Annotated in this window: 19 protein-coding genes; 10 read left to right on the forward strand and 9 right to left on the reverse strand. The window is 68.2% G+C overall.

All coding sequences use genetic code 11. The features are described from left to right. The coding region (locus tag EV138_RS13660) for a sensor histidine kinase (RefSeq protein ID WP_133981890.1) at positions 1–1,302 on the reverse strand (1,302 nt) is incomplete at its 3' end. Positions 1,303–1,468: 166 nt separating this feature from the next. On the opposite strand from EV138_RS13660, the gene EV138_RS13665 reads away from it, so the two are divergent. The 3 genes from EV138_RS13665 (at position 1,469) to EV138_RS13675 (ending at position 3,617) form a co-directional block, all read left to right on the forward strand. Further along, positions 1,469–2,362: an ABC transporter ATP-binding protein gene (locus tag EV138_RS13665; RefSeq protein ID WP_133979253.1), complete on the forward strand. Its 894-nt coding sequence runs from the start codon at positions 1,469–1,471 to the stop codon at positions 2,360–2,362. 28 nt (positions 2,363–2,390) lie between these two features. Continuing rightward, on the forward strand, positions 2,391–3,209 hold the full coding sequence (locus EV138_RS13670) for an ABC transporter permease (RefSeq protein WP_133979255.1): 819 nt from the start codon (positions 2,391–2,393) through the stop codon (positions 3,207–3,209). Positions 3,210–3,425: 216 nt separating this feature from the next. Continuing rightward, the gene (locus EV138_RS13675) at positions 3,426–3,617 is read left to right on the forward strand and encodes a DUF3073 domain-containing protein (RefSeq protein ID WP_112241259.1); all 192 of its coding nucleotides are present in this window, start codon (positions 3,426–3,428) and stop codon (positions 3,615–3,617) included. Positions 3,618–3,864: 247 nt separating this feature from the next. Here EV138_RS13675 and purM read toward each other — a convergent pair whose 3' ends face one another. The 3 genes from purM to EV138_RS38390 form a co-directional block, all read right to left on the reverse strand. Then, positions 3,865–4,938 (reverse strand): phosphoribosylformylglycinamidine cyclo-ligase, encoded by a 1,074-nt coding sequence (purM, locus tag EV138_RS13680; protein WP_133979257.1) that lies wholly within the window; start codon positions 4,936–4,938, stop codon positions 3,865–3,867. A gap of 82 nt (positions 4,939–5,020) precedes the next feature. Beyond that, the gene (gene purF / locus EV138_RS13685; protein WP_133979259.1) at positions 5,021–6,583 is read right to left on the reverse strand and encodes an amidophosphoribosyltransferase; all 1,563 of its coding nucleotides are present in this window, start codon (positions 6,581–6,583) and stop codon (positions 5,021–5,023) included. A 19-nt stretch (positions 6,584–6,602) separates the two neighbouring features. Beyond that, on the reverse strand, positions 6,603–6,731 hold the full coding sequence (locus EV138_RS38390; RefSeq protein ID WP_255513685.1) for a hypothetical protein: 129 nt from the start codon (positions 6,729–6,731) through the stop codon (positions 6,603–6,605). Between the two features lie 102 nt (positions 6,732–6,833). Here EV138_RS38390 and EV138_RS13690 point away from each other — a divergent pair, with 102 nt between their 5' ends. From EV138_RS13690 to EV138_RS13695, 3 genes are all read left to right on the forward strand, one after another. Next, positions 6,834–7,817: a helix-turn-helix transcriptional regulator gene (locus EV138_RS13690; protein ID WP_238158117.1), complete on the forward strand. Its 984-nt coding sequence runs from the start codon at positions 6,834–6,836 to the stop codon at positions 7,815–7,817. Between the two features lie 41 nt (positions 7,818–7,858). Further along, complete coding sequence (locus EV138_RS37260; RefSeq protein WP_166678582.1) at positions 7,859–7,996, forward strand: hypothetical protein; 138 nt, start codon at positions 7,859–7,861, stop codon at positions 7,994–7,996. A 175-nt stretch (positions 7,997–8,171) separates the two neighbouring features. Further along, positions 8,172–8,357, forward strand: coding sequence for a hypothetical protein (locus EV138_RS13695; protein WP_166678583.1), 186 nt, complete (start codon positions 8,172–8,174; stop codon positions 8,355–8,357). Between the two features lie 511 nt (positions 8,358–8,868). On the opposite strand, the gene EV138_RS13700 is transcribed toward EV138_RS13695, so the two are convergent. The 4 genes from EV138_RS13700 to EV138_RS13715 all read right to left on the reverse strand — a co-directional run bounded on the left by EV138_RS13700 (position 8,869) and on the right by EV138_RS13715 (position 13,060). Then, entirely contained in the window at positions 8,869–10,239 is a 1,371-nt protein-coding gene (locus tag EV138_RS13700; protein ID WP_133979265.1) for an NAD(P)(+) transhydrogenase (Re/Si-specific) subunit beta, read from the reverse strand. Beyond that, positions 10,236–10,541 carry an NAD(P) transhydrogenase subunit alpha part 2 gene (locus EV138_RS13705; protein WP_112241273.1) on the reverse strand — a complete coding sequence of 102 codons (306 nt, stop codon included), beginning with the start codon at positions 10,539–10,541 and terminating at the stop codon, positions 10,236–10,238. Before EV138_RS13705 ends, EV138_RS13700 begins: the two co-directional genes overlap by 4 nt. Continuing rightward, positions 10,538–11,662 (reverse strand): NAD(P) transhydrogenase subunit alpha, encoded by a 1,125-nt coding sequence (locus EV138_RS13710; protein ID WP_133979267.1) that lies wholly within the window; start codon positions 11,660–11,662, stop codon positions 10,538–10,540. The genes EV138_RS13705 and EV138_RS13710 overlap by 4 nt, the downstream gene beginning before the upstream one ends. A gap of 72 nt (positions 11,663–11,734) precedes the next feature. Then, complete coding sequence (locus tag EV138_RS13715) at positions 11,735–13,060, reverse strand: dipeptidase (protein ID WP_133979269.1); 1,326 nt, start codon at positions 13,058–13,060, stop codon at positions 11,735–11,737. Positions 13,061–13,154: 94 nt separating this feature from the next. On the opposite strand from EV138_RS13715, the gene EV138_RS13720 reads away from it, so the two are divergent. Then, positions 13,155–14,105, forward strand: coding sequence for a hypothetical protein (locus EV138_RS13720; RefSeq protein WP_133979272.1), 951 nt, complete (start codon positions 13,155–13,157; stop codon positions 14,103–14,105). Here EV138_RS13720 and EV138_RS13725 read toward each other — a convergent pair whose 3' ends face one another. Next, a complete protein-coding gene (locus EV138_RS13725) occupies positions 14,106–15,599 on the reverse strand; it encodes a serine/threonine-protein kinase (protein WP_133979274.1) in 1,494 nt (497 codons plus the stop codon). It abuts the gene before it with no gap. Between the two features lie 170 nt (positions 15,600–15,769). Here EV138_RS13725 and EV138_RS13730 point away from each other — a divergent pair, with 170 nt between their 5' ends. Genes EV138_RS13730 through EV138_RS13740 form a run of 3 tightly spaced genes read left to right on the forward strand, consistent with a single transcriptional unit; the run spans position 15,770 to position 19,144 of the window. Further along, positions 15,770–16,873 (forward strand): hypothetical protein, encoded by a 1,104-nt coding sequence (locus EV138_RS13730; RefSeq protein ID WP_133979276.1) that lies wholly within the window; start codon positions 15,770–15,772, stop codon positions 16,871–16,873. A gap of 49 nt (positions 16,874–16,922) precedes the next feature. Then, positions 16,923–18,050: a hypothetical protein gene (locus EV138_RS13735; protein WP_133979279.1), complete on the forward strand. Its 1,128-nt coding sequence runs from the start codon at positions 16,923–16,925 to the stop codon at positions 18,048–18,050. A gap of 23 nt (positions 18,051–18,073) precedes the next feature. After that, positions 18,074–19,144, forward strand: a complete 1,071-nt coding sequence (locus EV138_RS13740) for a hypothetical protein (RefSeq protein ID WP_166678584.1) — start codon at positions 18,074–18,076, stop codon at positions 19,142–19,144. Positions 19,145–19,176: the final 32 nt, after the last annotated feature.

Raw genomic sequence — 19,176 nt, forward strand, 5'->3', positions numbered from 1 at the left:
GGCGCCGGTCTTGTCGGTGGCGCCGGTCTTGTCGGTGGCGCCGGTCTTGTCGGTGGCGCCGGTCTTGTCGGTGGCGCCGGTCTTGTCGGTGGCGCCGGTCTTGTCGGTGGCGCCGCTGTCGTCGGTCCGGGCGGGTCTGGCCGGGTCCTTCTCGGACCACGGCAGCCACGCCTCGACCCGCCAGCCGCCTTCCGCGGTCGGTCCGGCCGAAATACTTCCGCCCGACAGGCTGACCCGCTCCCGCAGCCCGACCAGTCCCGCACCCGCGCCGGGTAACAAGGAATCCGCCGCCACCGGCCGGACGTTCGTCACCCGGACTGTCACGCCAGTCCCCGGCGCGCCCTGCACCACTACTTCGGTCGAGACTCCCCGGGCGTGCTTGTGCACATTGGTCAGCCCCTCCTGCACGATCCGGTAGACCGTCCGACCCACCGAAGCCGGTACGTCGTCCGGCAGGACCAGCTCGCTCGACACGTTCACCCCGGCCGCCCGGGAGGCCTCCACCAACCGGGCCAGGTCGAGCGCTTGCGGTACTGGGGCCAGGTCCGCACCGGCCGCGCTGAGATCTGTCCGCAGTACGCCGAGAACTTCGCGCAGGTCCTCCATCGCCTGCCGGGCGGTCTCGCGGATCAGGCCTGCCGAGCTCTCCACCTTCTCCGGGCCGACCGCCGGGTTCACCTCGAGGCCGCCGGCGTGCAAGGCGATCAGCGACACCTTGTGCGCCAGGACGTCGTGCATCTCCTGGGCGATCCGGGCCCGCTCACCCAGCCGGGCCTGGTCCGCGCGGAGTTCGCGCTCCGCCTCGGCTCGCTCGGCCCGGTCCCGCAGCGACACCATCAGATCGCGCCGGGCGCCGATGTAGGCGCCGACCGCGACCCAGGTCCCGATCAGGAACGGTCCAGTGAAGAGCAGTACGTACGGATCGCTGGTCCGGTCGGACCAGGCACTGGCGACATACGCGACGTACGCCGCCAGGCTGAGCGCGGCCAGCATCAGGTCACGGCGGCGAACCGCCAGCGTCAGCAGGGCCAGTCCCATCGGGACGAAGATCTGACCGCCCAGCAGCGCCAGGATGGCAACGACGGTGACGGTGACGGGGAAGCGACGACGCCACCACAGGGCCAGCGAGGCGGCGATTCCGAGGCCGAGCACGAACCAGTCCCGCGCCTGCCAGCCACCCCGGGTGGTCCCGGACGCTGCCTGGGCGACGATCGTGATCAGGCTGAAGCCGATGTACATCAGGTCACGGATGCGCGGGGCGCGCTGGACGAACCAGCCGTACCAGCGCCGCAACCATTGCATTGCGTCAGCGTAGTCGCGCAGCGTAGATGTCCACGTCCACCTTCGGGAGCGATCCGTCTCCCTCCTCCGGTGGGGGTCAGGGTGGATCCCCGACGACTTTCGTAGGGGGCCGGTCGAGACGCTCGGTCGATGTGGGCAGGGGGCTCCGGACGGAAGAGTTGCCCCCATGATCACCGTCGAGAACCTCAGCAAGCGCTACGGCAACACCACCGCCGTGCAGGATGTCTCCTTCACTGTCGAGCCCGGCAGCATCACCGGATTTCTCGGCCCGAACGGGGCCGGCAAGTCCACCACGCTGCGCATGCTGACGGGACTCACGCCGCCGACCTCCGGCCGCGCGACGATCACCGGCAAGCGGTACGTCGAGTTGCCGAACCCGGGCCGCGTCGTCGGCGTCATGCTCGACGCTGCCGCCCAGCACCCGGGCCGCACCGGCCGGGAGACCCTGCAGCTCAACGCGAGCCTGCTCGGCGTACCGAAGGGCCGTGCGGACGAGATGCTCGAAGCCGTTGGGCTCAGCTCGGCCGCGAAGCGCCGGGTCGGCCAGTACTCGCTGGGGATGCGGCAGCGGCTCGGTATCGCGAGCGCGCTGCTCGGCGACCCCGCAGTACTGATCCTGGACGAGCCTGCCAACGGGATGGACCCGGAAGGCATTCGCTGGATGCGTGGCTTGCTGCAGGACTTCGCGAACCGCGGCGGCACAGTGATTCTGTCCAGCCACTTGCTGGGCGAGGTGCAGGCGACCGTGGACCGGCTGGTCGTCATCGGAGGCGGCCGCATCGTCGCCAACGGCTCACTGGACGAACTGCTCGCTGGGAGCGGCACGCTGGTCCGCGGTCTCGACCCGGTCGCGCTGAACCAGGCCCTGACCGCCGCCGGTCTCTCCCTGGAGCCGCTGCACGACGGAGCACTCCGGGTCGACGCCACTGCTGAGCAGGTCGGCCGCGCTGCCGCCGCTGCCGGCCAGATCCTCCTTGAACTGCGCGAGAGCGACGGCGCCGGTCTGGAAGAGCTCTTCTTCCAGCTGACCAGCCCGACCGCCACTGCCGTTGCCGCCTGACCACTCGAAACTTCTGGAGTTCACCACCATGGCTGTCACCGAAATCGCCTCCCCACCCACCACGTCGGCCGCGGTCGCTGGGAAGCACCGCGCCGTTGCCACCTCACTGCCGCCCGCACGGGGGCAGTCCTTCCTCCGGCTGGTCGTCACCGAGCTGCGGAAGTCCCTGGACACCCGCAGCGGCCGGGTGCTGATCCTCGCCATCCTTGCGCTGGCCGTGGCTGCGCTCACCTGGCAGCTCACCCACATGGACGCGGGCCGGCAGCACTTCGACAGCTACCTGGCTGCCGCATCGACAGGCGTCCAACTGCTGCTGCCGGTGATCGGTGTGATGGCGATGACGAGTGAGTGGACCCAGCGCACCGCGTTGACCACCTTCACGCTGTCGCCGCGCCGGGTCCGGGTCCAGCTGGCCAAGTTCGTTTCCGCGATCGTGCTGAGCATCGTCGTACTGACCGCGACCACGGTGCTCGCGATGGCCGCCACTGCGATCGGCGGCGCCACCGGCGGCAACGGATCGTCGTACGCCGGACTGGGCGGCTCGCTGGCCGGTGCCTACCTGACCACCGCGTTGAACGTCGTGATGGGTGCCGCTTTCGGTGCGGTGATCGCCCAGACCGCCGTCGCGATCCTGGTCTTCTTCATCGCCCCGACGGCCTGGGCACTGGCCGGGCCGGCGCTGTTCAAGGACAACGCGAACTGGCTGGACGTGTTCGGCGCCTTCGGCCGGATCGCCGAGCGCGATCTGCACGGGATGCTGCCCGAGACGCTCACCGCGATCGGCGTCTGGATCGTGCTGCCGACCATCGCCGGACTGTGGGCAAGCTCACGTCGCGAGGTGAAGTAGGTCCTCGGTTCGACGCTCAAGACGCGGAAGGCCTGGCCGGTTTGAGGGGATCGGCCAGGCCTTCCGGCCGGTCACCGGGCCTGTTCGGGGGTCCAGCCAGGGGGCGGTGCGTGTGTCGGACACCGGCTCCGGGTAACCTAGAACCACGATTACTGACGACTGATCCGTGGGCGCCCAGCTGCGTACCCGGTTGACTTGTGCGAGGGGGTCGACGCTATGGGGCGCGGCCGTGCAAAGGCCAAGCAGACGAAGGTCGCACGCGACCTGAAATACCGCACCTGGGAGACCGACTTGGAGCAGCTCAAGAAAGAGCTGTCCGGCGGCGAGCAGAGCGGTAACGGATCTGCGAACGGCGACAACGACGCAGACGTCGGCGATGACGCCGACGACTACCACCCCCGTCGGTAAGGCAGCATTTCAGCTCGGATGACCTGCCCAGCGCCTTGAGCGCCGGGCAGGTCTCCTGTGCTTGACCGACGTAGTTCTACCCAGGGCGGTGTCCCGAGTCGGGAGATCGTGCTTCAGCACACAGATCGCGGTTCGTGCTGCCCTGCTCACCGTGTGATCCGGAGAACGCCTCGCGGGGTTCTCCGGATCTCGCGGACTGGTTGACGCAGTCGGATTGTCGTCGGCTGGTTGCCTCAGCGGGCCTTGCTCAGCGGGCGTAGTCACCTTGGAGTTCGACACCGGAGGTGCCGTCGGCAGCGCTGACCTCGCCGCACACCCAGGCGGGGATGTCCCGCTCAGCCAGTACGGCGATCGCCCGGTCCGCGGCGGCCGGGTCGAGCACCGCGACCATCCCGACGCCCATGTTCAGGGTCTTCTCGAGCTCCAGCAGTGGTACGTCACCGAGCTGACCGACCAGGCCGAAGATCGGCGCCGGCGTCCAGGTGGACCGGTCGATCCGGACCGCGAACTCGGCGGGGATCACCCGGGCCAGGTTCGCCGCGAAGCCGCCACCGGTGATGTGCGACATCGCGTGCAGCGGCTTCTCGTCGGCGTTCAGCTCCCGGATCAGCTCCAGGCAGTGCTTGGCGTAGACCTTGGTCGGCGTCAGCAGGGTGTCCCCGAGGGTGCCACCGAGTTCGGGGACCTCCCGGTCGAGCTGCCAGCCGGCGCGGTCGAAGAAGACGTGCCGGACCAGGGAGTACCCGTTCGAGTGCAGACCCGACGAGGCCATCGCCACCACGACGTCACCGGCGCGAACCCGGTCCGCGCCGATCACCTCGTCGGCCTCGACGACTCCGGTGGCCGCGCCGGCCACGTCGTACTCGTCGGCTTCGAGCAGGCCGGGGTGCTCGGCCGTCTCCCCGCCGACGAGCGCCGTACCGGCTTCCACGCACGCCTCGGCGATGCCCTTCACGATCTGCGCGATCGTCTCCGGCACCACCTTGCCGGTGCAGATGTAGTCGGTCATGAACAGCGGCTCCGCGCCGCACACGACCAGGTCGTCCACGACCATGCCGACCAGGTCGAAGCCGATCGTGTCGTGCCGGTCCAGCTTCTGCGCGATCGCGACCTTGGTCCCGACCCCGTCCGTCGAGGTCGCCAGCAACGGCCGCCGGTACGCCGTCAGGGCGCTCGCGTCGAACAGGCCGGCGAATCCGCCGAGCCCGCCGACCACCTCGGGACGGGTCGCCTTCGCGACCCACTCCTTCATCAGTTCGACGGCCCGGTCACCGGCCTCGATGTCGACCCCCGCGGCGGCGTAACTGGCGCCCTCGGACACGTTGTTCTCCTTGTTCTCAGGGCCTTGTTCTGATCGGCCTGTTCTGGCGCCCTGTTCTGATGGCCTGTTCTGGCGGCCTGGGTCAGGGCCGGGACAGGGCGTCCGCGGCGCCGGCACCGCCGGCCACCGTGGCCAGACCGTCGACGTCGGTGGCGACCGGCAGTTCGAGCAGGTGCTTGCCGAGGTGCTCCGGTTCGGGCAGCGCGATCGGGTAGACACCGTCGAAGCAGGCCCGGCAGAGCTTGTCCTTGCCGACCGAGGTGGCCTCGATCAGGCCGTCCAGGCTGACGTAGCCGAGCGAGTCCGCGCCGATCGAACGGCAGATCTCCTCGGTGTTCAGGCCGTTCGCGATCAGTTCCGCGCGGCTGGCGAAGTCGATGCCGTAGAAACACGGCCACTTCACCGGCGGCGACGAGATCCGGACGTGGATCTCGGCCGCGCCCGACTCGCGCAGCATCCGGATCACCGCGCGCTGGGTGTTGCCGCGGACGATCGAGTCGTCCACCACGACCAGGCGCTTGCCCTCGATCACCTCGCGCAGCGGGTTCAGCTTCAGCCGGATACCCAACTGGCGGATGGTCTGGCTGGGCTGGATGAAGGTGCGGCCGACGTAGGCGTTCTTGACCAGGCCCGAGCCGTACGGGATGCCGGACTCCTCGGCGTACCCGATGGCGCCCGGCGTACCGGACTCCGGGGTCGCGATGACGAGGTCCGCCTCGACCGGGTGCTCGCGGGCCAGTTGGCGGCCGACCTCGACGCGGGTCGAGTGGATCCGCTGGCCGGAGATCTGGGTGTCCGGGCGGGCGAGGTACACGAACTCGAACAGGCAGCCCTTGGGGTCCGCCTCGGCGAACCGGGTCGAGCGGAGGCCGTCCTCGTCGATCGCGACGATCTCACCCGGCTCGACCTCCCGGATGAAGCTCGCGCCGACGATGTCGAGGGCCGCGGTCTCGCTGGCGATCACCCAGCCGCGCTCGAGCCGGCCGAGTACCAGCGGGCGGATCCCCTGCGGATCGCGTGCGCCGTACAGGGTGGTCTCGTCCATGAAGACGAGGCTGTACGCGCCCTTGACCTTGGGGAGCACCTTCGCGGCGGCCTGCTCGATGGTCAGGTCCGGGTACCCGGCGAGCATCGAGGTGAGGATGTCGGTGTCGGAGGACGCGCCGTGCTTGGCGTTCGCCTTCGCGTGCTCGACCTCCAGGTCCAGCCCGAGATCGAGCGGATCGGTGCCGCCCAGGGTCGCGGCCAGCTCACCGGTGTTGGTGAGGTTGCCGTTGTGCCCGAGCGCGATCGACCCGGTCGCGGTCGACCGGAAGGTGGGCTGGGCGTTCGCCCAGACACTGGAGCCGGTCGTCGAGTACCGGCAGTGGCCGACGGAGATGTACCCCCGCAGCGACGCCAGGGTCGCCTCGTCGAACGCCTGACTGACCAGACCCATGTCCTTGTAGACCAGAATCTGGGTCCCGTTGCTGACCGCGATGCCAGCCGACTCCTGCCCCCGGTGCTGCAGAGCGTAGAGCCCGAAATAGGTGAGTTTGGCAACCTCTTCCCCCGGAGCCCAGACCCCGAAGACGCCACAAGCGTCCTGAGGTCCTAGGTCCTGCGGGTCAAGATCATGAGTGAGCCGACCATCGCCACGAGCCACGCCGCACAGTCTACGGGACCTACATCTGCCAGCAGACAGTGCACAGTCCGCCAGGCTTGTCACCGGCCGTCGCCGTCCCCGGAGCACCGACGAACAGTCCGGCCAACAACCCCGCCGCCGCCGCTACGGTGAGAAACCTCTTGATCACGGCACGTCCTTTCGAAATAATCCGAAACGTCCTGTTGAGCGCGCTAAATCGACGCACCCTGTATATGGTCGGTTCCAAACGAGCGTTGGAAGGGTGTAGATAGTGCTGGAGCCGTTAGGTGTGGACGAAGCCACCTTCGCGGTCTACCACGCCCTTCTGAGAGAACCCGACAGTACGCCCGAGCAGATTGCCGCACTACTGAATTGTGCGGTCGAAGAGGTTCATCTCCGGATGGACCGGCTCCGGAAACTCGATCTTCTGGTTCCGACCTGGACCAATCCGACCATCGAGCACGCCGTCCACCCGCGGGTCGGACTCAGTGGTCTGGTCGAGCGCCGCCGCAGCGAGCTCAACCAGTTGATGGGTGAACTCAGCCAGGCAGAGGCTTCGGCCGAGATCATGGCCGAGCAGTACAACGAACTGCTGACCTCCCGGACCAGCGGCGACGTCGAAGTACTGCGCGGTCGCGCCAACGCCTCACGTCGGATCGAGGAACTCGGCTCGAAGGCTCGCGAGTCCTTCTGGGGTCTCATCCCGGGCCACGTGGACGACATCGTCGCGCCCGCCGAGGAGTCGCCTGACATTCCACTGCTCGAGCGTGGGATCAGGATGCGGAGCCTCTATCTGCAGAGCATGACCGTCTCGAAGGCCGGCCTCGAGTTCGCCGCGTACATGTACAAGCTGGGCGGCGAGGTTCGCGCCACTCCCACCCTGCCGATGCGACTGCTGATCATCGACCGGGAGATCGCGGTCATGCCGCTCAATCCCGAGGTCGAGAGCGCGGGCGCGGTGATCCACCGCAGCCCATCCGTCCTCGCCGTGGCGATCGCCCTCTTCGACGCCTACTGGTCCCGCGCCACAGAGCTGTTCGCCCCAGAAGACCGCGAGGACAACTCCCCTCTCACGCCCCACGAGGCCGAGGTACTACGGCTCCTCGCCGGCGGCGCCAAAGACGAGCAGGTGGCCCGCCTCCTGGGCATCTCGCTCCGCACCGCGCGCCGCATCACCGCCAACCTCTCCGAGCGCCTCGACGCCACCTCCCGCTTCGAACTGGGAGTAGCCGCGGCCAAACGCGGCTGGGTCTGACCCCGGGCGAGGAGTACGCGATCCACCCCAACCGGGGCTTCATGCTGCTGGCGGAAAGACGCCGGGAGGAACTGGGCCACCTGCTGCGGGAGCGGACGGCCAATGAGACGGAAATCCTGGTCGGCCACGAACGCGCCAACCAGCGGATGCAGCAGTTCATGCCGACAATATCCACCTGATGCCTGATTATCCGGAATATCTATATCGACAGTCAGGTCCCGGCCAAGGCCGGCCAATTATTTGCTCGATGGCATTTCGACTGCGGCGTCAAAGTGCGAAGTATGCAGGTCGGTCGCGATGCAATTGGATCCCGAGGACGAGCACGCCGGCGCAGTAATTCACCACAGAACCCAAGTGGTCCATCTCGCAAAGCAGTTCTTCAAGCATTGCTGGCGGCACGCCACCTATGTGTTCAGCGACATCCCGGCGTCCGACAGCGAGATCACGCCACAAGAGGGTGAGTTGTTGAATCTGTTGGTGCAGAGGGCAACTGATGAGCAGGCGGGGGTGCGGACGGCTCAGCGGGGGTGGGCGCGGTAAGGGCCGGGAATGAGCGACCAATTCTTCTGGTGGGCGGGGACGGAATTACCGGACTGGACCGCTTCAGCTGCACCAACCGTGCTTGTGTTGGCCGGAAGCTGCCAAAGGGTTGTGATCTCGGCAGAAAAGTGCTTTGACGTTGCCCCATTTCGACGCCGGTCGAAAGTTGTTCGGCGTACTGGGTGGCGGTGGGGGCGAGCGGGACCAGCAGCAGCGAAAGCAGGACGGTGCTACGGGACAGCGGGCGCGCTGAATACGTCGTACGTGCGGACACGGTCATCCTTGGCTTTCGGGCATGACGAATAGACCGCAGAGCGGCCGGATCGTTCACATTGGCGGGCGGAATGCCACCGGAATCTCAGCGGCAGAGGCCGCATGGTGCATTGGCACCACCCGGCCGCCCACTCGCGCGCACCAGGTCGGTCGGGTGGCCTGTCCGCAGGCGGCGGGCGCGCCGTGGGCATGGAGAAGCGGCGGACTCCGCAGGGTCCGCCGCTCAAGGGTGCTCCGGCTAGACGGTTTTGACTGCTGCGAGGAGTTTGGTGAGGGAGTCTTTGGCGTCGCCGAAGAGGAGGGTGGTGCGGGGGTCGTAGAGGAGTTCGTTCTCGATGCCGGCGAAGCCGGGGCGCATGGAGCGCTTCAGGAAGATCACGCGCTGGGCCTCGTCGGCGTTCAGGATGGGCATGCCGTAGATCGGGGCGCTCGGGGTGTTGCGGGCGGCCGGGTTGACGACGTCGTTGGCGCCGACGACCAGGACCACGTCGGTGGCCTTGAAGTCGGGGTTGATCTCGTCCATCTCGCGGAGCTGGTCGTAGGGGACCTGTGCTTCGGCGAGCAGGACGTTCATGTGGCCCGGCATCCGGCCCGCGACCGGGTGGATCGCGTAGTCGACCTTCACGCCGCGGCCCTGCAGTACCTCGACCAGCTCGCGCAGGGTGTGCTGAGCCTGCGCGACCGCCAGGCCGTACCCCGGGACGATGATGACCCGTTGCGCGTACGCCAGCAGGATCGCCACGTCCTGAGCCCCACCCGAGATCACCGGCCGGTCGGACACCGTCCCGGCACCGAGAGTCGAACCACCGCGGACAGCGCCGAACAAGATGTTGAAGACCGACCGGCCCATCGCGTCGGCCATCAGCTTCGTCAGCAACGTACCGGCCGCACCGACGAGCGTGCCGGCCACCAGCAGCAGCGTGTTGCCGAGGACGTAACCGCCCGCCGCCACCGTCAGGCCGGTGAACGCGTTCAGCAACGAGATGACGATCGGTACGTCGGCGCCGCCCACCGGCAGCACCAGCATCACGCCGACAGCCAGACCGACCAGGCAGAGCAGTACGCCGACCCACACCCGCGGGTCGGACACGAGCCACCCTGACAGCGCGATCGCGCCGAGAATGCCGGCCACGAACAGCACCGGCAGACCCGGGAAGGTCACCGGCCGGGTCGTCATGAGTTCCTGCAACTTGGCGAAGGTGACGATCGAACCGGAGAAGCTGATCGCACCCACCACGATGGTGAACGCGGTGGCGATCGCCGCGACCGTCTCGCCCGACTCGACCTCGCCGAGCTCCATCAGCGCGACCAGCGCCGCGGCGCCACCGCCGACACCGTTGAACAAGGCCACCAACTGGGGCATGTGGGTCATCTGCACCCGGCGCGACCCGATCGCGCCGCCGACCGCGCCGATCACCAGCGCGATCAGGATCGGCACCAGGTGGTGGGGCTTGTAGGCGATGAAGGTGATCAGCACCGCCAGCACCGCGCCGGCCGCGCCGAGCAGGTTGCCGGTGCGCGCGGTACGCGGTGACGACAGCGCCTTCAGGGCGACGATGAAGCAGACCGCCGAAACCAGGTAGCCGATCTGGGCCCAGGTGGCGATCACTTGTGCAGCTCCTTCTTGCGTGCCGCGGGACCGCGGAACATCTCCAGCATCCGGTCGGTGACGACGAAACCGCCGACCATGTTCACGGTGGCCAGTACGACGGCCAGCAGGCCGACGATCACGACCAGCGCGGAGTCGGCCTGGCCGGTGACGATGATCGCGCCGACCAGGATGACACCGTGGATCGCGTTCGCCCCGGACATCAGCGGGGTGTGCAGGGTCGAGGAGACCTTGCTGATCACCTCGACGCCGACGAACGCGGCCAGCACGAAGATGGTCAGCAGGGCGATGGACTCGGTCATCTGGACGGTCCTTCCAGGAGCTCCCGGGTCGGCTCGTGCAAGACCGAGCCGTCGTGTGTGACGCAACAGCCGGCCACGATCTCGTCATTGAAGTCCGGGTCGAAGGAGGCGTTGCGGGTCATCAGCGTGATCAGGTTCGCGATGTTCTGGCCGTAGAGGCGGCTGGCCGGGCCGGCCATCTGGCTGGGTACGTTCGCGCCGCCCCAGACCAGGGCGTTCCCGATCATCAGTTCGGTCCCGGCCACCGAGCCCTCGACGTTGCCGCCGGATTCCGACGCCAGGTCGACCACGACGGAGCCGGGCTTCATCTGCTCGACCATCGACCGCGACACCAGCATCGGCGCGGTGCGGCCCGGCACGGCGGCCGTGGTGATCAGGGCATCCGCGCCCGCGACGTACGGCGCGAGCAGGTCGCGCTGGAGCTGCGCGCGCTCCTCGGTCATCTCGCGTGCGTAACCACCGGGTCCGTCCAGCGTGCCCAGTTCGAGCTCGATCGGGCTGGCTCCCATCGAGGCGATCTCCTCGGCGGCGGCGGTGCGTACGTCGTACGCCTTCACCACTGCGCCAAGGCGTTTCGCGGTCGCGATCGCCTGCAGGCCTGCGACGCCGGCACCCAGGACGAGCACCTGTGCGGGCGGGACCGTGCCGGCGGCGGTCATGTTGAGTGGGAAGAACCGGGGCAGCCGTTCCGCGGCGATGATGGCCGCGCGGTAGCCGGCGACCAAGGCCTGCGAGGACAGAGCGTCCATCGACTGGGCCCGCGAGATCCGCGGGATCAGCTCCATCGCGAAGGCGGTCAGCTTGGCCCGCGTCGCCGCCCGGATCACGTCCGGTGGATTCGTCGGCAGGAACGACATCAACGCCGTACCGGCATGTAGCCGCTGCAGGCGTTCGCGTTCGAGCGGCTGTACCGACACGACGACGGTCGCGGCGTGGTCGGCTCCCCAGGCGACCTCGGCGCCGGCTTCACGGTAGGCGTCGTCGGAGTACAACGCGCGCTCACCGGCCGCGGGTTCGACCGCGACCTCGTAGCCGAGCTGGACAAGTTTGGTGACCTGTTCCGGCACCAGCGCCACCCGGCGCTCCGCCGGTCTGGTCTCGCGCACTACTGCGATCTTCACTCGCCGAAACCTATGCCAAACCCTGGGTACCCGGAAACCCCGGTACCGAGGGCTTGGCCAAGTTGTGAGCGATTACGCCAGGTTCTGTAGCAAATGAGCTTCGGCGAGGCAGACCTTGGCGAACTCCTCCAGGTGCAGGCCTTCGTCGATGCCGTGGGCCCGGGTGTCCGGGTCCTCGACCCCGGTGACCAGTACGGCGGCCTGCGGGAACGCCCGCTGGAACTCGGCGATGAACGGGATCGAGCCGCCCATCCCGGTGTCCACCGGCTCCACTCCCCACGCTGCCGCGAACGCCGACCGGGCCGCGTCGTACGCCGTGCCGCGGGCGTTGATCGAGCAGGGCTGGCCGATATCGCCTTCCGTGACAACGACCTGGGCACCCCAGGGAGCGTTCTGCTCCAGGTGGTTGACCAGGGCCTGCATCGCCTTGACCGCGTCGTCGCCGGGCGCGACACGGAGGCTGACCTTGGCCTTGGCGACCGGCACCAGCGTGTTGCTCGCCTCCGCGGTCCGCGGCGCATCGATGGCGAGCACCGAGATCGACGGCCGGGTCCACAGCCGGTCGACCAGGGAGCCGGATCCGGTCAGCCGGACCTGGTCCAGCACGCTCGACTCGGCCCTGAACCGGTCCTCGGGGTAGTCCAGGTCCGCCGCACGGGAAGCATGCAGACCGTCGACGGCGACGTCGCCGCTCTCTGTGTGCAGGGTCGCCAGCAACCGGCACAACGCGGTCAGCGCGTCCGGAACAGCACCACCGAAGAGGCCGGAGTGCACTGCGTGCTTCAGCGTCCGTACTTCGACGTAGCAGTCGACCAGGCCGCGCAGCGACACTGTCAACGCCGGCTGGCCGACCGCCCAGTTGCCCGAGTCGGCGATCACGATCGCGTCGCAGGCCAGCTCATCGGCGTACTCGTCGAGCAGTTGCAGCAGGGTCGGCGAACCGATCTCCTCCTCGCCCTCGACGAACACCGTCACGCCGACCGGAAGATCGTTGCCGAAGGCCCGTACTGCGGCGAGGTGGGCCGCGATACCGGCCTTGTCGTCGGCGGCGCCGCGGGCGTAGAGCCGGCCGTCCCGCTCGGTCGGCACGAACGGGTCCGTCGTCCACTCCTCGACCGCACCGGTCGGCTGCACGTCGTGGTGCGCGTAGAGCAGCACGGTCGGCTTGCCCTCGGGAGCGGCCTTCTTCGCGATCACGGCCGGCGCACCCTCGCCGGCGCGGACGATCTTCACCTCGAAGCCCTCGGCCTCGAACAAGGCGGCGGTGGCCTCGGCCGATCGCTGGACGTCGCCCTTGCGGGCCGGGTCCAGGCTGACCGAGGGAATCCTGATGAGATCCTCGAGATCGGCACGAACACTGGGCAGAACGCGGTCGATAGCCGCTTTCAGATCGGTCATGCGCCCTACGGTACGGCGGCCCTGCGCGTCAATGATTACCGGACTACGCTGAGCTTGCCGAAGGTTTCCGCCCCAACCTGAAGAGGACCCGCCCATGCCTCGCCCGTTTGCCATTCTTACTGCCTTCATCACTACCGCCACCGCACTGACGGCGGCAGTCGCTGCTCCTGTCACTGCCAGTGCCGCCATCAGTTGCGATACCGCGACCACTGGTGGCAGCACCTTCTACGACGGGCCGTCCGCGTCGGTGAAGTACGACGCCCGGTTCAGCAACTCCAGCATGACCGTCCCTGAGCTCGGTTCGTACACCCCGCAAGGGGCCGGTACTTGGTACAACTGGGACGGCTCCGGCCAGAACCTGATCCTGGTGGCGTCCTACCGCAGCGGTGCCGATTCGCACATCTACGGCATCAACCCGGCCACCGGCGCAACTGTCGGAGTTGTCGCTGTCGCCGAGGCACACGTCGGTGGCATCACCACCAGCAAGGGCTGGGCCTTCGTCGCCGGCACGAGCAACACGATCCGCAAGTACCGCCTCACTGCGCTGCGCGACGCAATGAAGGCCGCTGGTACGCCGTACCTGGCACAGGTCGGTACTGCGAGGTCAGTGGCCGGCGCTTCCTTCCTGACCAGCTACGGCGACTCCGTGTGGTCCGGCTCGTTCAACGAGACCGGTCGCGGCACGATGTACGAGTACAAGATCGCTGACGACGGCACCCTCACCACGGTGGCCGGCGCCTGGGAGATCCCGACGAAGACGCAGGGACTCCTGGTTACCGCGACCCACTTCATCTACGCCACGTCGTACGGCAGGGGCAACCGGAGCAACCTGTACGTCGTACGTCGCGGCCAGAAGGATCTCGACGCGGCCACCCTGAGTTGCTTCCGGGCGCCGAGCATGGCCGAGGGCATCACGGAGTACAACGGCACGGCGTACCAGGTCTACGAGTCGGGCTCGTACCTCTACAGCGGCGACCCGGCGACGCTCAACGTGATCAGCAAGATCCACAAGGCCACGGTGTCGTCCCTGACCTCACTGGCCTAGCTACTTGACCTCGACCGAGTCGAGCACCTTCCGGAGCTCGGCTTGGTCGTCGTCGCGCACCTGGATCCTGACCAGCTCTTTGTCAGAGAGCTGGATGTAGCGCTCGACGACCGTCGGCGTACAGGAGTAGGTGAAGGTGACAGCCTTCTTGTCGCCGATCGACGAGTCGTCCCGGGTAGAGGGCCCGCAGCCCTGTGGCGGCGTCGGGTTGGGCGGCAACGTGGTCGCGTTGACTACTCCGGCGAAGACTCCGGGGACCTTGGCCTGCTTCTGCCAGTCGGACGTGCTCGTACTGACCAGCAGCGCCGCGTTCGCGCCGGTGGTGGGGCCGTTGGACTTCTGCGTCCAGTCCCTCGGCACCTTGACCGTCAGCCGCCCACTGCTGTCGTGCACCTCGACCGGCCGGCTCATCACGAGCTGGTAGCCCCCGTAGCCACCACCGCCTGCCAGTACTACGGCCAGCAGGGCCGCGATCAGCCGGGCACGACCGGACCGGCGCCTCACAGGCGCTGCGGCCACCGGGCTCTCAGCAGCGGCGGTCTGGGCTTCGGACAGACCACCGGCGAGCGGCGCGACGGTAGGGCGGTCCGAGTCCGACAGTTCGGTCGCCTGGTCGATCGCGCCCGGTCCGGCCGGGACCGGCAGCTCACCTGCCGGGACCAGGTTGGCCGGGATCTTGCCGGTGGTGTGGGCCTCGTTCAGAGCGTCGAGGAAGCTGTCGAGGTCGGGCCAGCGCTTGTCGCGATCCGGTTCCAGCGCACGGCGTACGACGGCGTCGATCGCCGGCGGGATGTCGGCGCGGATCGTGCTCATCGAAGGCGGCGGGGCGTCGATCCGCATCACCGCGCCCAGGCTGATCACACCGTGCGGGGCCTGCCCGGTGAAGGCGGCGTACGCGACGGCGCCCAGGGAGTACAGGTCGGCGCGGTGGTCCAGGCGGTCGCCCATGACCTGCTCGGGAGCCACGTACGCCGGCGTGCCACCGGGCATGGTCAGCTGGGACACGGTCTCCAGTGACTTGCCGAGCCCGAGGTCGCCGAGCATCGCGCGGTCTCCGGCGGGGTCGGTTCGGAACAGCACGTTCGCCGGCTTCACGTCGCGGTGCAGGACGCCACGCGCGTGCAACTGCTTCAGCCCGCTGCCGACCTGGGTGACGATGTCGACCACGTCGGCGATCTCCAGCGGGCCGGCCTTGATCTTGTCGGCCAGCGAGCCGCCGTCGGCGTAGGTGAGCACCAGGTACGGGCGGCCGTCGTCGGCCTCGCCGATGTCGTGCACGCCGACCACGTGCGGCGAGTCGACCCGGCGCAGGAAGCGTCCCTCGGCCACGAACCGGCGCCGGACGTCGTCCTCGTCGATCCAGTTGTCCGACAGGATCTTGACCGCGACCTCGGCATCCAACTGCTCGTCGCGGGCCAGCCAGACGGTCGCGAAACCCCCGGCACCCACCCGGCGGACCAGGGAGTACCGGCCGATCCGCGGTGGCTGGTCCATGTGCGCATTATGCTCGATTCCTTCTGCGACCGTGTCGCCAGTACTGCGTTCCGGCGCCCCTTGGTCACGGATTTCTGCAGTGCTGTCACAGCCTTGTCACAGCACTGTGACGACAGAAGCCAACCGAACGCCCGCTGGCGGCGTCTGAACCGGGGATGGGAACAGGGCGCGTGGCAGGCAGGATCCGGCCGCTGGTCGCCGTGGTAGCCGCGGTAGCGGTCGCCGCCGTGGCCGCCGGTGGGCTGCTCGCGTCCAGGCGCAACCCCGAGGCCGGTGCAGGCGCCGCGGTCCCACTGGCCGCTTCGAACAAGCCGCAGACCAGTACGCCGCCGAAGAAGCTCGCCGTCGATGCTGCCAAGCTCCAACTCGGCCGTGAACCACAGGTCCCGTACGTCCGTGGCCGGACCCTGCAGGGCGGTGGCGGCCAGGCGGTCGTGATCCCCGGCAAGAACGAACTGGTCGCCGTCGCGAGGCTCTGGGACCTCACGCTGACCGTGCAGCTCAAGAGTGTGACCAGCCCGTCCCTGGTCGTCCTCGACGGCGAAGGCAAGCAGGTGAACCAGGTGCCGGGCGTCGACTCGCTGGTCACGAGCGCCGACGGGCAGGCTGCGGCGTACGCATCGGGCGGTAGGTTCGCAGCCGACGCGATGGCCGGCGGCACCGTCTACTTCCAGGAGCCTGGCAAGAAGCCGACAGCGCAGCTCAGCCGCCCGCACGTGTACGACCTGGAGGTCCTGGCTGTCATCGGCAAGTCTGTGTACTTCCACTCGGCACGCGGGACCGACGTACCGTGGGAGCTCTACCGCTGGCAGGTGGACAAGCAGACAGTCACCAGGGTTTCCACTGTCGCTTCTCCGGTCGCCGTGTCGACCAGTGGCACCGCTGCGGCCGGGTTCGTGGTGTTCAACGACAGCGGCATGTGCACAGCGGTCACAGATCTCGCCAGTGGACGGCAGAGCTGGCGGACCTGCCAGTACCAGCTGACGCGCTTCAGCCCGACCGACAGGTTCGTCCTGGCGATCCCGCCCGGCAGTTCGCCGTACGGCGATGAGCTGACCGCCGCGTTGGACAGCAAGACCGGCGCCCTGCTGCGCGAGTGGGACGCCGGCTCTCTGCGCGGTGCGGTTGCCGAGGACGACGACCATGTGTTGCTGCAGTGGCACGACCGGCCGGAGCCGCAATCACGGTCGGCACTCGTCCGCTGCACGATCAGCACCGGCCAATGCGAGCTGGCCACTCCGTTGTCGTCCGATTCACTCCTGCTCGGATCATGACGAACAAATCCGCGTCGACCGGCGTCGTATCCGCCACGGGGACCAACCGATGGGACGACCGAACGTGAGAACGGGGAACGGCCGGCTGGCCATGGGAGTGGCTGCGGTCGCAGTACTGGCTGTTGCCGGCGGTGCGGCCTTTGCTGCTCACCGGGGGCCTGTCGCGTCCCCGTCCGCTGCTGCCCGGCCGCTCGCTGCGACCGCCACACCGGTGAGATCGACGGTCAAGGTGGACCTCGGCAAGCTGCCCACGGGCCGGCCTCCGCAGGTCGCCTATGTCAGCGGTCGGACCATCAGGGGCGGCCTCGGCGAGGACGTGACCGTTCCCGGACGGCAGGAGATCATCCGCGCGGTCCGGTACGACGGTGACGCGCTGGTGATCCTCGAAGTCGGCATGGGCGGCTCCGAGCTCGTCCGGGTCAGCAAGGACCAGGGCATCCTCCCCGGCAGCACCCCTGCGGTTGCGAGCCTGGTGACCTCGGTCAACGAGGACGCTGTGGCGTACGGGACGGCGCGGACCAACGCCGACCACACCAGCCGGCAGGGCAACGCCGTGTACTGGCGTAACGCCTTCACCGACAACAAGCTCGATCGCCCTGAAGACTGGGCCTCCACCGTGCTGGCTGTTGTCGGCGACACCGTGTACTTCGCCGCCAGTACCGATCGCGACGGACAGACATCCACGCTGAACGTCTGGCATACGCAGACCGGCCAGGTCGACCTGCTGAAGTCCTTCCGGTCTCCGGCCGTGGTCGACTTCCAGGGTACGAACGGCGTGGACCAGATCTCCGGTGCCGCCCAGACCTTCTGCTCGGCGATCCGTGAGCTCGCCACCGGCAGCCAGCTCTGGCGGACCTGCGAGTACTCGCTGAACGGGTTCACCCCGGACGGCCGGACCGTGATCGCCACGCCGGACTTCCGCGGCGAGGGAGGCGATCCGTCAACCACCGCGATCGACAGCAGATCTGGTGCCGTACGGCGGCAGTGGACCGGTGTGCATTTCCTCGGCGCGACCGCTGAGGACGACGACCACCTGCTGATGGTTGTCGACACCGGCGAGAACACCGCCGGCGCGATCATCCGGTGCAGCATCGGTTCGGGCGCCTGTGAACTCGCGACCGCCCCCACGCGCACGCCCCGGCGGGACACGCTGCGGTTGATGGGAGAACGGTTTTGAAGCGCAACAGCGGCCTAGTGGTCGTGTCTGTCGCGGCAGCGACGGTCGCTGCGGTCGTCCTCGGCGGCACGGTCGCTTCTCGCCGGGTCCCCCACTCCGAGAGCGTTGCTGCCGCGGCGCCGCTGCCGCCGTCGACCGGCGTACCGGCGACCACTGGACCGACCAGGATCACGCTGGCTCTACGCGGACTCGGCAAGGGACAGCCGCCGACAATTCCTTATCTGGTAGGCCGCGAGGTCCGCGGCGGCGCCGGTGGGCCGGTGCGAATCCCTGGCACCGAGGACGTTCTCGAGATCGCCCGGGTGAACAGCTCCGTCCTTGCCCTGACCACGAACGACAACGGCTGGCACCTCCAACGGCTGAACGCGAACGGCGCCAAGAGCATCACAGGCGTCAACCACCTGGAGGTCAACGAGGACCGCAGCGGTGCTGCGTACGCGGCGTACGACGGTGGCCTCCCGCCGGTCGAAGGCGGCACTGTCTATGCCGACTCCGGCACGTCACTGAAGTCACTGAAGCTCAAGACCGGCTGGAACTTCAAGGTCCTCGCCTATGCCGCCGGCAAGGTCTACTACCAGTCCTCCGACGTACTCGGCTCTGGTGCCACGTGGAGCACCTATGCGTGGACGCCCGGCTCCACCAAGGCCGAGCTGGTCAAGACGATCCCCTACCTGACCAAGCTGAGCTCCGACGGCAAGACCGCTGCCTCGACACTGCTGGTTAACAACAGTGGCTCCTGTTCGGCGATCAACGTCGTCAGTAGCGGTGTGCGGGTCTGGAAGACCTGCGACTACTCCCTCAACGGGTTCAGTCCGGGCGGCGCCATGGTGTTCGGTGTCCCGTCGCGGGATCAGGGCAGCTGCGCCTCGGCAGAGGCGGTCCTCGACACCAGGACCGGGCGATTGCTGCGGGAGTGGAAGGCCTGCGTGCAGAACGCGGCGCCCGAAGACTACGAGCACCTGCTGCTGGTGGTGAGCGCATCGGGTGCCTCGGGCAACAATACGCAGTACGGGATCGTCCGCTGCGCGATCAGCACCGGCGACTGCGAGCTCGCGACACCGCTCGCCGCGGAGCGACTCCTGCTGAGCGCATGATCGCCACCCCGCTGGTCGAGTACGACGTACCT

The sequence above is a fragment of the Kribbella voronezhensis genome, assembly GCF_004365175.1.
GTDB lineage: Bacteria > Actinomycetota > Actinomycetes > Propionibacteriales > Kribbellaceae > Kribbella > Kribbella voronezhensis.

Excerpts from the sequence above, each read along its gene's own strand:
- EV138_RS13665 (WP_133979253.1), top strand. The coding sequence starts at position 1,469 with ATGATCACCGTCGAGAACCTCAGCAAGCGCTACGGCAACACCACCGCC.
- EV138_RS13670 (WP_133979255.1), top strand. The coding sequence starts at position 2,391 with ATGGCTGTCACCGAAATCGCCTCCCCACCCACCACGTCGGCCGCGGTC.
- EV138_RS13675 (WP_112241259.1), top strand. The coding sequence starts at position 3,426 with ATGGGGCGCGGCCGTGCAAAGGCCAAGCAGACGAAGGTCGCACGCGAC.
- EV138_RS37260 (WP_166678582.1), top strand. The coding sequence starts at position 7,859 with ATGCTGCTGGCGGAAAGACGCCGGGAGGAACTGGGCCACCTGCTGCGG.
- EV138_RS13705 (WP_112241273.1), bottom strand. The coding sequence starts at position 10,541 with ATGACCGAGTCCATCGCCCTGCTGACCATCTTCGTGCTGGCCGCGTTC.
- EV138_RS13715 (WP_133979269.1), bottom strand. The coding sequence starts at position 13,060 with ATGACCGATCTGAAAGCGGCTATCGACCGCGTTCTGCCCAGTGTTCGT.
- EV138_RS13720 (WP_133979272.1), top strand. The coding sequence starts at position 13,155 with ATGCCTCGCCCGTTTGCCATTCTTACTGCCTTCATCACTACCGCCACC.
- EV138_RS13725 (WP_133979274.1), bottom strand. The coding sequence starts at position 15,599 with ATGGACCAGCCACCGCGGATCGGCCGGTACTCCCTGGTCCGCCGGGTG.
- EV138_RS13735 (WP_133979279.1), top strand. The coding sequence starts at position 16,923 with ATGGGACGACCGAACGTGAGAACGGGGAACGGCCGGCTGGCCATGGGA.